Source organism: Arthrobacter sp. FW306-04-A (genome assembly GCF_044358315.1).
Taxonomy (GTDB): Bacteria; Actinomycetota; Actinomycetes; order Actinomycetales; family Micrococcaceae; genus Arthrobacter.
This window is the reverse complement of sequence record NZ_CP084559.1, coordinates 2,404,316-2,417,100: the sequence shown is the minus strand read 5'-3', so window position 1 is coordinate 2,417,100 and position 12,785 is coordinate 2,404,316. Positions and strand designations below refer to the sequence as shown.

The 12,785-nt window shown below is 62.4% G+C and carries 12 protein-coding genes and 1 tRNA gene; 9 read left to right on the top strand and 4 right to left on the bottom strand.

Annotation, left to right across the window (positions count from 1 at the left end):
* Positions 1 to 145 precede the first annotated feature (145 nt).
* Positions 146 to 228, bottom strand: a tRNA-Leu gene (locus LFT43_RS11070).
* A gap of 277 nt (positions 229 to 505) precedes the next feature.
* Here LFT43_RS11070 and LFT43_RS11065 point away from each other — a divergent pair.
* Entirely contained in the window at positions 506 to 1,810 is a 1,305-nt protein-coding gene (locus LFT43_RS11065) for a M20/M25/M40 family metallo-hydrolase (RefSeq protein WP_395796739.1), read from the top strand.
* A gap of 10 nt (positions 1,811 to 1,820) precedes the next feature.
* Positions 1,821 to 2,981, top strand: coding sequence for an acyl-CoA dehydrogenase family protein (locus LFT43_RS11060; protein ID WP_395796737.1), 1,161 nt, complete (start codon positions 1,821 to 1,823; stop codon positions 2,979 to 2,981).
* A gap of 47 nt (positions 2,982 to 3,028) precedes the next feature.
* On the opposite strand, the gene LFT43_RS11055 is transcribed toward LFT43_RS11060, so the two are convergent.
* Positions 3,029 to 3,262: a DUF5703 family protein gene (locus LFT43_RS11055; RefSeq protein ID WP_059389241.1), complete on the bottom strand. Its 234-nt coding sequence runs from the start codon at positions 3,260 to 3,262 to the stop codon at positions 3,029 to 3,031.
* 39 nt (positions 3,263 to 3,301) lie between these two features.
* Here LFT43_RS11055 and LFT43_RS11050 point away from each other — a divergent pair, with 39 nt between their 5' ends.
* The gene (locus LFT43_RS11050) at positions 3,302 to 3,574 is read left to right on the top strand and encodes a hypothetical protein (protein ID WP_395796735.1); all 273 of its coding nucleotides are present in this window, start codon (positions 3,302 to 3,304) and stop codon (positions 3,572 to 3,574) included.
* A gap of 19 nt (positions 3,575 to 3,593) precedes the next feature.
* Here LFT43_RS11050 and LFT43_RS11045 read toward each other — a convergent pair whose 3' ends face one another.
* Positions 3,594 to 4,526, bottom strand: coding sequence for an aldo/keto reductase (locus LFT43_RS11045; protein ID WP_395796733.1), 933 nt, complete (start codon positions 4,524 to 4,526; stop codon positions 3,594 to 3,596).
* A gap of 52 nt (positions 4,527 to 4,578) precedes the next feature.
* Between LFT43_RS11045 and LFT43_RS11040 the strand changes: the two genes are divergently transcribed.
* The gene (locus LFT43_RS11040) at positions 4,579 to 5,412 is read left to right on the top strand and encodes an undecaprenyl-diphosphate phosphatase (RefSeq protein WP_395796731.1); all 834 of its coding nucleotides are present in this window, start codon (positions 4,579 to 4,581) and stop codon (positions 5,410 to 5,412) included.
* Positions 5,413 to 5,428: 16 nt separating this feature from the next.
* Entirely contained in the window at positions 5,429 to 6,712 is a 1,284-nt protein-coding gene (gene mshC, locus LFT43_RS11035) for a cysteine--1-D-myo-inosityl 2-amino-2-deoxy-alpha-D-glucopyranoside ligase (protein ID WP_395796729.1), read from the top strand.
* Positions 6,713 to 6,770: 58 nt separating this feature from the next.
* Here the strand turns inward: mshC and LFT43_RS11030 are convergent, their stop codons facing one another.
* Positions 6,771 to 7,676 carry a PAC2 family protein gene (locus LFT43_RS11030; protein WP_395796727.1) on the bottom strand — a complete coding sequence of 302 codons (906 nt, stop codon included), beginning with the start codon at positions 7,674 to 7,676 and terminating at the stop codon, positions 6,771 to 6,773.
* A 120-nt stretch (positions 7,677 to 7,796) separates the two neighbouring features.
* On the opposite strand from LFT43_RS11030, the gene LFT43_RS11025 reads away from it, so the two are divergent.
* The 4 genes from LFT43_RS11025 (at position 7,797) to arc (ending at position 12,782) form a co-directional block, all read left to right on the top strand.
* Positions 7,797 to 8,528 carry an HAD family hydrolase gene (locus tag LFT43_RS11025; RefSeq protein ID WP_395796725.1) on the top strand — a complete coding sequence of 244 codons (732 nt, stop codon included), beginning with the start codon at positions 7,797 to 7,799 and terminating at the stop codon, positions 8,526 to 8,528.
* Complete coding sequence (locus LFT43_RS11020; RefSeq protein WP_395796723.1) at positions 8,529 to 9,698, top strand: site-2 protease family protein; 1,170 nt, start codon at positions 8,529 to 8,531, stop codon at positions 9,696 to 9,698.
* A gap of 118 nt (positions 9,699 to 9,816) precedes the next feature.
* A complete protein-coding gene (locus LFT43_RS11015) occupies positions 9,817 to 10,866 on the top strand; it encodes a tRNA (adenine-N1)-methyltransferase (protein WP_395796721.1) in 1,050 nt (349 codons plus the stop codon).
* 101 nt (positions 10,867 to 10,967) lie between these two features.
* Entirely contained in the window at positions 10,968 to 12,782 is a 1,815-nt protein-coding gene (arc, locus tag LFT43_RS11010) for a proteasome ATPase (protein ID WP_395796719.1), read from the top strand.
* Positions 12,783 to 12,785 lie beyond the last annotated feature (3 nt).

Below are 12,785 nucleotides of genomic sequence, written 5' to 3'. Positions count from 1 at the left end.
ATCGACTTGACGGACATCATGAAGAGCGGAATTGGCCGTAATGCAATTTAATGAATGTGCTGAACGCCGCATCAATTGCTGAAAAAGCAAATTCATATTAAACAAATAGGGCCCGGAATCTTTACGATTCCGGGCCCTGTAATTGTGCGCGGAGGGGGACTTGAACCCCCACCCCCTTTCGAGGACTAGCACCTCAAGCTAGCGCGTCTGCCATTCCGCCACCCGCGCAGGTGGTGTTCGGAGCCTTCGTTCTACACCTCTCGGCGCTTCTCTTTCCTCCGAAGCAGCGAGAAAAACTCTAACACGGTTCCTGGGAAATAAAAAAATCGGAGCTGGCCTAGGTGCCGGAACCGGCAATTAGTTCGGGTCAGTCCGCGTCAAAACACCGGAAAACACGCGGCCAAACGGGCGGCCGGTGGGTAGGCTGAGGGAAGCGCGCGGGAGCGTCCGCACCTTGATGCCTGCCCGCCGGAGTACACGAATCCCAGCCAGCGAGGAGAGTTCCATGACTGATATCCGACCCGAGGACGAAGTAGTCCGGATCTGCCAGGAACTCATCCGGATAGACACCTCGAATTTCGGTGACGATTCCGGTCCCGGGGAACGCGCTGCGGCCGAATACACCGCGGCGCTCATTAGCGAAGTGGGATTGGACGCTGAAATCTTTGAATCCGCTCCGGGGCGCGCCAACGTCGTGACGCGTATGGCGGGGGAGGACCCCTCGGCTGACGCCCTGGTGGTGCATGGCCACCTTGACGTCGTTCCCGCGCTCAAGGACCAGTGGTCCGTGGATCCCTTCAGCGGTGAACTCAAAGACGGCCTCATTTGGGGCCGGGGTGCCGTGGACATGAAGGACATGGATGCCATGATTCTCTCCGTCATGCGTGACTTCGCCCGGACCGGACGCAAGCCCAAGCGTGACATCATCTTTGCCTTCTTCGCCGACGAGGAAGCGGGCGGCAACCACGGTGCGCGGTACGCCGTCGAGCACCGTCGTGAACTGTTCGACGGCGCGACGGAAGCGATCTCCGAAGTAGGCGGCTTCTCCGCGACGATCGGCGGCCAGCGCACCTACCTTCTCCAAACTGCGGAGAAGGGTCTTTCCTGGCTGCGGCTCATGGCCCACGGACGCGCCGGGCACGGTTCGCAAATTAACACGGACAACGCCATCACCCGACTGGCGGGCGCAGTCACCCGCATCGGGGAATACCGGTGGCCCGTCGAACTGACGCCCACCACGCGCCAATTCCTGGACGGCGTCACCGAACTGACCGGCGTCGAATTCGATCCGGACAACCCCGAGATCCTGCTGAAGGAACTCGGCACCGTGGCGCGTTTCGTCGGAGCCACTCTGCAGAACACCTCGAACCCCACACTGCTGAGCTCGGGATATAAGCACAATGTCATCCCGGAATCTGCGGAAGCACTGGTGGATTGCCGCACCCTGCCCGGCCAGCAGGAGCTCGTGTTTGAAACCATCAAGCAACTTGCCGGCGACGGCGTGGACGTCAGCTATGTCAATAAGGACGTGTCACTCGAGGTGCCGTTTGCCGGCAACCTGGTGGATGCCATGATCGATGCGCTCCATTCCGAGGACCCCGGAGCCAAGGTCTTGCCGTACACACTCTCCGGCGGCACCGACAACAAATCGCTCAGCAAGATCGGCATCACCGGCTACGGATTTGCGCCCCTGATGCTGCCGGAGGAACTTGACTTCACTGGAATGTTCCACGGAGTTGACGAACGTGTTCCCGCCGATTCGCTCAAGTTCGGGTCCAGGGTGCTCAACACCCTGCTGAGCAACTACTAAGGAGAATGTGGTGACTCCCGAGGAGATCCTGCCGGACGAGCTGCTGGAGCGCATACGGAGCCGCGCCGCAGGCTATGACCTGGACAACTCGTTTTTCCACGAAGACCTGGGGGAGCTCGCTGCGGCGGGTTACCTGAAGATATTCGTGCCGGAGTCCGACGGCGGGCTTGGGCTCGGGCTCGAAGCGGCGGCGGCGCTTCAGCGCCGTCTCGCGACGGCTGCCCCGGCTACAGCTTTGGCCGTCAACATGCACCTCGTCTGGACCGGCGTCGCGCATGTCCTCGCGGCCCGCGGAGACGACGCCCTCGGCTTTGTCCTCGAGGAAGCCGGTAAAGGCGAGGTCTTTGCTTTCGGGATTTCCGAGGCGGGCAACGACTCCATGCTCTTTGACTCAGGGACCACGGCCGAACCGCAGGACAACGGTGGGTACAGCTTCACGGGACGCAAAATCTTCACGAGCCTGTCACCTGCCTGGACGAGCCTCGGAATCTTTGGCAAGGACGGTGGCGCGCGGGACGGGGATGGCGAGCTGGTCTTCGGCTTCATCCGACGTGATGCCCCGGGTCACGAGACCCTGGCCGACTGGGATACCTTGGGCATGCGCGCAAGCCAATCGAACACCACGCTCCTGCAGGGTGCCGTGGTTCCGCCTGAGCGCATCTTCCGGAAACTGCCCGTGGGACCCAACCAAGATCCATTGATCTTCGCGATTTTCGCGTGCTTCGAAACGCTGCTCGCCGCGGTGTACACGGGCATCGGGGAACGGGCATTCATTTTGGCCGTTGAGGCCGTTAAGCGCAGGACCTCGGCGAAGTACGGCGGCCGGAGCTTTTCGCAAGATCCGGACATCCGCTGGAAGATTGCCGACGCCGCCATGGCCATGGATTCCATCCAGCCGCAGCTAGCATCAGTTGCCCGTGACGTGGATGCACTGGTTGACCACGGGGCGCAGTGGTTTCCGAAGTTTGTCGGACTCAAAGTGCGGGCAACCGAGAACGCCCGGAACATGGTCGACGTCGCAATCCGGGTTTCCGGAGGCTCCAGCTACTTCCATGGCTCCGAGCTTGAAAGGCTGTATCGCGATGTGCTGGCCGGGATTTTCCACCCCTCCAATGATGAGTCCGCGCACACCACTGTCGCCAACGCGTGGCTCGGCCCACTCGAAGGCTGAACCGCTCGAAAGCTGAATCGGGGACCCTGAAAAACGGGGCCTCGCAGCTAGACGGTGCGCTGCACGTTGAGCACCCTGCGGCGCAGCCAGAACCGGCGGCCGCCGCCAATATAGAGGATGCTGCGCTCCAGTTCCCACTTGCCATACTCGGAGTGCTCCACGAGCCGACGCCGCGCCTCGGGCAAGGAATCATCAGGGCTGACAGTCAGTACGAGATACTCGTACTGCCTTGCGTAGTCCCGCTGACGCTCTACCGAACTGCTCAGAAATTGTTCTCTCATCCCTCTCCATTTTCGTCTTTTTCGGGCTAACGTGAAGTCATGAGCATCGATCCGCGTGTCGCGCTTCAGTCATTGACAGCCGCCTTGGAAGAGCACCTGATTGCCGCTTCCGCCCGCCGGGGCGAAGGAGATCCCACTGTGGAGGCGGCGTTTTTCGCCGTCGCAGATGCCTTTGAGGTATATGAGGACTCACTATACGAGGCCTACTCGGAAGTCACACCCCTTCAGGTGTTTGACGACGATGAAGAAGGTGACGACGAGGACAATAACGAGCTCCTCGACGAGGACGAGTTGGAGATCCTGGATCAGTAGACTCACAGATCCAGCCATCTTAGATGGCCGAAACGTCCTCCAGTGCCCGGGAGATCTCGGTCGGAAGGGGAGCCAGTTGCGCATCGAGCTGTTCCTTGAGCTGGACGGCGTTGCGCGGGCCCACAACGGCCGTCGACACGCCGGGGCGGGCTAGCAGCCAGCTCAGCGATACGTCTACTGCGGAGCGTCCCAATCCACGCCCCGCCATGGCCACCGCTTCGACGATTCGCGCTCCCCGCGCGTCGAGATACTTTTCGACGTAGTTGCTCAAGCGACCCTCGGCCGCGCGTGAGTCGGAAGGGATCTGTCCCCTGTATTTGCCAGTGAGCACGCCGCGCCCGAGCGGCGCCCACGCCATGAGGCCCAGGCCGGCGTCCTCGACGGCCGGTACAAGCTCCTCTTCCGGCTTCCGGTGCAGGAGCGAGTATTCGGATTGGTTGGCCACCACAGTGAATCCCGCGACGGCCGACGCCTTCGCGGTCTGCCAGCCGTTGTAGTTGGAAATGCCGACGTACCGCGCGCGTCCCGACCGCAGCGCAAGCTCAAGCGCGGAAAGTGTTTCGTCGAGCGGAACGTTGCCGTCCCATGCCTGGGCGAACCAGATGTCGACGTAGTCGGTTCCCAAGCGGGCAAGGCTGGCGTCGAGCGCGGACAACATGCAGCCTCGGGAGGCATCGACAGTGCGGCGGACGTCCGACGTCGAGACTCCGGCTTTCGTGGAAAGGACAACCTCCGAACGCGCCACCACGTCGCCCAGCATGGACCCCAGGAGGGCCTCAGCTTGTCCGCCGGCGTAGGAGGCAGCGGTGTCGATCATGGTGCCGCCGGCCGCAACGAAGGTGTGGAGCAGCTCCCGTGCATCCTGTTCGTCCGTTTCTTCCGCCCAGGACATGGTGCCCAGGGAAAGGGTGGACACCCGAAACCCGCTGTTGCCGACGTAACGCTGCTGCATAGCTGATAGCTTACGGGGAGTTGGGGTAGTTCATGACGTAGGGTCTATTCACGTGAACTGGATAGAAGCGGCCTTCCTGGGCCTCGTGCAAGGCCTTACAGAGTTCCTTCCGATTTCTTCAAGCGCACACCTGCGCATTGTCGGCTCGTTCCTGCCCAATGCGGCGGATCCGGGTGCCGCTTTCACAGCCATCACGCAGCTGGGTACCGAGACGGCCGTCATCGTCTTCTTTTGGCGGGACATCGTCAGGATTGTGCGGGCTTGGTTCGGATCGCTGCGCGGCAAGGTGGCAAAGGACGATCCCGACGCCAGGATGGGTTGGCTGGTCATCCTCGGCAGCCTGCCCATCATCGTGCTTGGGCTGCTCTTCCAGGACCAGATCGAATCCGTCCTCCGCAGCCTGTGGATCGTGGCCACCATGCTCATCGTCTTCGGCATGATCCTTGCTGTGGCCGACGCCGTCGGCAGGCAGGGGCGGGAGTTGAGCCAATTGACGTACAAGCACGGCATCCTCTACGGGCTGGCCCAGGCCATGGCGCTCATCCCCGGCGTTTCCCGCTCAGGCGGAACCATTACCGCCGGCCTCCTGATGGGCTATACCCGTGAAGCCGCCGCGCGTTATTCATTCCTGCTGGCCATTCCCGCTGTCTTCGGCAGCGGCCTGTACCAGTTGTACAAAGTGGTGTCGAAGGAAGGAATCACCGGACCATTCGGCCTGCCGGAAACAGCCCTTGCCACGGTCATCGCTTTCGTTGTGGGTTTCATCATCATCGGATGGTTCCTCAAGTTCATTTCCACCCACAGCTACCGGGTCTTCGTCTGGTACCGCATCCTTCTCGGCCTCGCCCTCTATGTCTTGCTCGGTTTCAATGTCATCAGCGCCTAGCACTATGGTTGAGGCTGTGAAATCATGGATCTCCCGACCTGTGCCTGAACTGCCCGGCAGCATGCCCCAATTGAGGCTGTTTGATACCGCCCTCAAGGCCTTGGTGGACATCGAGCCAGGCGCCGAGCAATCCATGTACGTCTGCGGCATCACGCCCTACGACGCCACCCACATGGGGCACGCCGCCAGCTACGTCGCCTTCGACCTCCTCAACCGGGCATGGCGGGACAGTGGTCAGCGGGTTGCTTACGTCCAGAACGTCACCGACGTCGACGATCCCCTCCTGGAGCGTGCCACCGCCACCGGCGTGGACTGGCGCGAGCTGGCTGCGAGCCAGATCGAACTTTTCCATACCGACATGGTCGCCCTCAACGTCTTGGCTCCCAACCATTACATCGGGGCCGTCGAGGCCATCCCGATGATTGTCCCGGCGATTGAACAACTGATCGCAGACGAACTCGCCTACCGGGTGCACGGCACCGACGGTGAGCCTGACGGCGACGTCTATTACGACGTCGAGGCCGCCGGCAAGCGCTCGGACAGTCCGGATGCATGGACCTTAGGCGACATCTCAGGTCTCGGCGAAGTGGAAATGCTGGAACTCTTCGCGGAACGAGGCGGAGATCCCGGCCGTTCCGGCAAACGCAATGCCCTTGATCCTTTGCTGTGGCGCGTTGCCCGCGACGGCGAGCCGCGTTGGCCCGGTGCAAGCCTGGGCGACGGACGGCCCGGTTGGCACATTGAGTGCACAGTCATTGCCCAGAAGTACCTGCCGGCTCCCTTCACAGTGCAGGGCGGTGGCTCGGACCTCGTCTTCCCGCACCACGAAATGGGCGCCGGCCATGCATACTCCCTCAGCGGTGTACCTTTGGCGCACCACTATGCCCACGCCGGAATGGTGGGCCTGGACGGCGAAAAGATGAGCAAGTCCAAGGGCAACCTGGTGCTTGTGTCCAAGCTCCGCGCCGAGGGGGAGGAACCCGCGGCAATCCGCCTGGCGATCCTGGCCAACCACTACCGCTCGGATTGGTCCTGGACCGATGAAGGATTCGCGCAAGCCAAGGAGCGGCTCAACACTTGGCGCGCCGCCCGCGACATCGCACCGGAGGGGACAGTCGCGGAACTTCTGACACGTATGCGTGCCGAACTTGCCAACGATCTCAATGCCCCCGGCGCGATCGCCGCAGTCGATGCCTGGGCGGCAGCCGCCCTCAACGAACGGTCCAACGCAAAGCATTGCGCCCGCGACACAGCGCTGGTGAGCGATGCCGTCAACGGATTGCTCGGCGTCGAACTCTAGGCTCCTGGAACAAACGTCGAACCGGGCACCGGCCGGAATAGCCCGGGCGGCAAAGCCGTCAGGGCTTATCCTTGCCCCGGCGCTTGAGGTAGCGCTCGAATTCGCGGGCGATGGACTCACCGCTTGCTTCGGGAAGGTCTGCAGTGTCCTTGGCTTCTTCGAGCTGCCGCACGTAGGCGGCGATCTCTGGATCCTCGGTGGCCAGCTCGTCCACGCCGCGCTCCCACGCCTCCGCTTCCTCGCTCAATGCATGCGTTTCCAGGGGCACCTGGAGAAGATCCTCGACCTTGTTCAAAATGGCCAGTTGTGCCTTGGGGGAGGGTGCCTGTGCGACGTAGTGCGGTACGGCCGCCCACAGCGACACAGTAGGCAGACCCGCCAGCAGGGCGAATTCGGCCAGGACACCGACAATGCCTACCGGTCCCTCATACTGTGAGGCCTCCAGGTTCAAGCGCTGCCTCAGTCCACTGTCATCCGAAGTGGTGCTGACCGGGATCGGGCGGCTGTGCGGGACGTCGGCCAAGAGCGCGCCAATCAGCACGACGTAGTCAACCTTGAGCGTTTCGGCATGAACCAGAAGCTCGGCAGTGTAGGCACGCCACCGATAGGAAGGCTCGGTGCCGAGCACGAACACCACGTCCACATTGCTGTCCGGGACGCTGGCCTTGTAGAGGCGCGTGGAAGGCCATTTCACCTTGCGGGTTCCGGCCGCGGTGCGTCGTACCGTCGGTCTGGTGAACTGGAAGTCGTAGTAATCGTCGGCATCTACGGATGCCACTTTCTTTCCCTGCCACAACTTGTTCAAGTAGTGCAGGGAATCACTGGCCGCCTCGCCGGCGTCGTTCCAGCCTTCGAAAGCCGCCAGCATCACAGTGATGCGCTTGCCCTCGGGTACAGGCTGGAGAAGGCGCTCAGGCTCCGGTGAAGTGGCCTGTCCGTCAGGGGCTCCGTCCAAACTGTTCATCCACTCACCCTACGTCCAAGACAGCCACCCATGCATGGCCCTAAGGGGTCGGCGTGGCCACACTTCGCGCCGGGCGTAGAACGACAACTGCCTCCCTCGCTTCCACGTAGACTTGATGGCATGCATGCCTCAGCCACCCAGCCCCTCCTCAAAGCCGCGCTATGGGACATGGATGGCACCCTGGTGGACACCGAGCCGTACTGGATTGCCGCAGAGCGCGCCCTCGTTGAGTCCCACGGTGGCGTCTGGAGCCACGAACAAGCCATGCAGCTCGTAGGACAGTCGCTCATGCACTCGGCCGGAATTCTCCAGGCGGCCGGTGTGAACCTGGAAAAGCGGGAGATCGTGGACATCTTGAGCGGCCAGGTCATCGACCGTCTCCGCATCGAGGTGCCGTGGCGGCCCGGCGCGAAGGAATTGCTTGACGAGCTGTACCAAACGGGTGTTCGCTGCGCCCTCGTGACGATGTCCGAAGGCCCGATGGCGCGGGAGGTCGTGGCGAACCTCCCCAAGCCGTACTTTGAATTCCTCATCACAGGGGACACCGTCAGCCAAGGAAAACCCCACCCGGAGGCTTACCTCACCGCCGTCGAACGCCTCAAATACGACGACCCTGAGCTGACCGCGGATCATTGCGTCGCACTCGAGGATTCCGTCCCGGGAGTTGCGGCCGCGATCGCGTCCGGCGTGGTCACGGTCGGAATTCCACACCAGATGCCACTTCCCGAGGACACCCGCAGGGCAACCTGGGACACCCTTGAGGGCCGGAAGGTCGCGGATCTCGGAGCACTCGTTGTGGCCCGGGCGGCGGCCAATGCGCTGGATGGCGCCCTCCTTGGACAGGCGAACTAGGTGAGCACTCCCCGGAGCGCCGGCCACAGCACCCGCGGCGGCAGGAAGGACGGGATTCCCCTCGGCCGTATTGCGGGAATCCCCGTCTACCTCGCCTATTCCTGGTTCATCATTGCCGCGTTCACTGTCATCGCGTATGGACCCGCTTTGCTCGTGCGGAACCACTCTTTGGGAATTGGCGCCTACTTTGTTGCCTTTGCGTACGCGCTCCTCCTTGCGCTCTCTGTGCTCGTGCACGAGCTGGCCCACGCGTTGAGCGCCAAGGCTTTCAAATGGCCCACCGAGAAAATCGTGTTGAATCTCTGGGGCGGGCACACGCAATTTGAGACCTTCATCGCCTCCCCGGGCCGCTCGGTGATTGTTGCCTTGGCGGGACCGGCTGCGAATTTCGTCCTCGCGGGCGCAGCCTGGCTGATGCTGGGGACCGGTGTCTTCGGCGGGGTGGGGGACACCCTCGCGAACATCTTCATGTGGGCCAACCTGCTGATCGGTATTTTCAACGTGCTCCCCGGTCTTCCCCTTGACGGAGGACGTTTGGTGGAGTCCGCGGTGTGGAAAGCAACCGGCAGCCAGGAAAAGGGAACGGTGGCGGCCGGTTGGGCGGGACGGGTTATCGTAGTCGTCCTGGTCGTTTGGTTTATTGCCCTGCCTTTGCTGAGCGGAAACACCCCCGACCTCAGCTATATGCTCATCACAATCCTGGTCTGCAGCTTCCTCTGGATGGGCGCTTCGGGCGCCATCAAGAACGCGACGCTCCGCGGCCGCCTCCACTTGGTGAGTGCTGCCGCGCTGGCCGAACCCGCGGTCGGGATTCCGAACTCGGCTACTGTCGCGGATGTCCTGCGCATAGCACCCTTCGGTACCCCCGCCGTCGTGATCTGCGGACCGGATGGACGGCCACAAGGACTCGTCGATCCGGCGGCAACTGCGGCGGTGCCGGCCTCGGAGGTATCCACGACACTGGTCACAGCAGTTTCAACCCCCCTCGCCGAGGGCGCGTACGTGCCCCGGACATCCAGCGGCCAGGAGCTGATCCAGTATTTGGCCCAGCTTAATGGCGGCGAATACGCCGTGGTGGACGACGTCGGCACCGTCACCGGCCTCCTACGGCAGCAGGCGGTAGTGACAGCCATTACAGGTAAAGAAGCCCGCCGGAGCGGGCGCCCGTAGAACCCTCCCGGTAGAGTTACCTGCCGGCCGCGAAATAACCCGGCCGGCAGTGCGCATCACTAAGCAGTAACTGCGGCAACAATTGACGGCCCAGCCGTACAGGAGCGAGGAAACACCCATGAGCAGCGAAACCGCCGCCGACTACACGGCCACCGCCGCCAACCCTGCCACCCAGCCGACCGGTGCGGCAAGGCGCCGCGGACCGTTCCGTGTGGGGGAGCGGGTCCAGCTCACGGACGAACGCGGCCGGATGAACACCATCACTTTGGAAGAAGGCGGCGCCTTCCACACGCACCGCGGCTTCCTCAACCACGACGAAATCATCGGCAAGGTTGACGGCTCGGTAGTGGCAAACAATATAGGTCAGCAGTACCAGACGCTCCGGCCCTTGCTCTCCGACTTCGTGCTGTCCATGCCCCGCGGCGCCGCCGTGGTCTACCCCAAAGATGCCGGTCAGATCGTGACCATGGCAGACATCTTCCCGGGAGCGCGCGTGGTGGAAGCCGGTGTGGGTTCCGGTGCACTTTCGATCTCCTTGCTTCGTGCAGTGGGCGACGCCGGTTACCTGCACTCTTTCGAGCGCCGCGAAGAATTCGCGGACATCGCCCGCGGCAACGTTGAAACCATTTTCGGCGGACCGCACCCGGCGTGGAAGATCTCGCTGGGCGACTTCCAGGAGGAAGTTGTCCGCAGCGAAGAACCGGGCTCCGTTGACCGCGTGGTGCTCGACATGCTGGCTCCCTGGGAATGCCTGGACGCCGTAGCGACGGTCCTGGCCCCCGGCGGCGTGTGGATCAACTATGTAGCCACCGTCACCCAGCTTTCCCGAACTGCCGAAGCAATCCGTGCCGACGGCCGGTTCACGGAACCAGACGCATGGGAGTCCATGGTCCGGGGCTGGCACCTCGAAGGCCTTGCCGTCCGTCCCGACCACCGCATGGTTGCCCACACCGGCTTCCTGTTGGTGACGCGTCGCCTTGCGGACGGTGTCACCGGAATCTCCGTCAAGCGCCGTCCTTCCAAGACTGAGTTCAGTGAAGAAGACTTGAATGCCTGGACGCCGGGAGCCGTGGGGGAGCGGGCCGTTTCCGACAAAAAGCTGCGCCGTGCGGCACGTGATGCGATTGCCGGGACCAACGTCAAGGACGACCCCTCGCCCTCGCACTAGCTAAACATCACAAACTGGTCCGCATTCCGGATGTCACAGGTTTCCCGACGCTTTTGAGGGCTAAGGTCTATTTATAGAAAGCGGGAAGGAGCTGATGCTTCGTGGATACGTCGAACAATGACTTCGGGCGGACAACACCTGAGGAGCCATCGAACAAGGCCGTGGCTGAGGGAAAAGCGGTACATGGCGGTGGGGCAAGTCAACCGGTGGACGACGCCGGTGAGCTCACTGTTGCGGAACGCCAGATAAACATCCTTCGCGACAAGCTGCGCCACATCGATCGTCAGTTGGCCGCCGCCACCCAGAACAACACCAAGCTCGTGACCATGCTGGAAACGGCCAAGGCCGAAATCCTGCGCCTCAAAGGCGCCCTCGAACAAGACGGTCAACCGCCTTACAGCTTCGGGACGATCCTTCAAATCAACCCCAGGCGACAGCCAACGGCGGGTAGTACGGGGCAGGCTGCCACTGAGGAATCGGTTGACATCTTTAATGCCGGCCGCAAGATGCGCGTGGGCGTCAGCCCGCTCGTGAACCTCAACCAGCTGGCGGTTGGGCAGGAAGTCCTCCTCAACGAGGCCCTGCTCGTGGTAACCGGCCTTGGCTATGAGAGGGCGGGTGAACTCGTCACGCTCAAGGAAATGCTTGGCACGGACCGCGCCCTGGTGGTGGGTCGGGCCGACGAAGAACGGGTCGTCAGGCTTTCAGGTGCCCTGCAGAAAGTGCACCTGCGGGTCGGTGATGCTCTGTCGCTCGATTCCCGCACCGGCTATGCCCTCGAGAAGGTTCCCAGGGCGGAAGTCGAGAACCTTGTCCTCGAGGAAGTCCCCGATATTACCTACGAGGATATCGGCGGCCTGGGACCGCAAATCGAGCAGATCCGGGACGCCGTCGAACTGCCGTTCCTGCACCCGGACCTGTACCGGGAACACGGACTCAAGGCGCCCAAGGGCATCCTTCTTTACGGCCCTCCAGGTTGCGGCAAGACGCTGATCGCCAAGGCCGTGGCCAACTCGCTCGCCGCCCGCGCGTCTGAACGGGCCGGCAACGTGGACCTCAAGAGCTACTTCCTGAACATCAAGGGTCCTGAACTCCTTGACAAATACGTTGGCGAAACCGAACGCCACATCCGGCTGATCTTTGCCCGTGCGCGCGAAAAGGCCTCGGACGGCAGCCCCGTGGTGGTGTTCTTCGATGAAATGGACTCGCTGTTCCGCACCCGCGGCACGGGTGTCTCCTCCGACGTCGAGACAACAATCGTCCCTCAGCTCCTCAGCGAGATCGACGGCGTCGAGCGGCTGGATAATGTGATCGTCATTGGCGCCTCGAACCGCGAAGACATGATCGACCCCGCCATCCTTCGCCCTGGCAGGTTGGACGTGAAGGTCAAGATCCACCGACCTGACGCCGAGGCGGCTGCCGACATTTTCGCCAAGTACATCACCACGGATCTGCCCTTCCATCCGACCGATCTTGCTGAACACGGCGGCGATGTGCAGGCCACCGTGGACGCCATGATCCAGCGCACCGTTGAAGCCATGTACTCCACCGAGAAATCCAATGAGTACCTCGAAGTCACGTACGCCAATGGCGATACCGAGATGCTTTACTTCAAGGACTTCAATTCCGGTGCCGTAGTCCAAAACGTGGTGGACCGGGCCAAGAAGTACGCCATTAAGGACCTCCTGCTGACCCAGCAGAAAGGCCTGCGGATCGACCACTTCCTGCGTGCCGTGGTCGATGAATTCCGCGAACACGAGGACATGCCCAACACCACCAATCCGGATGACTGGGCACGTATCTCAGGCAAGAAGGGCGAACGCATCACGTACATCCGCACCATCGTCCAGGGCAAGGCCGGCCAGGAGCCCGGGAAGTCGATCGAGACGACTCCCAACACCGGCCAGTACCTGTGACGG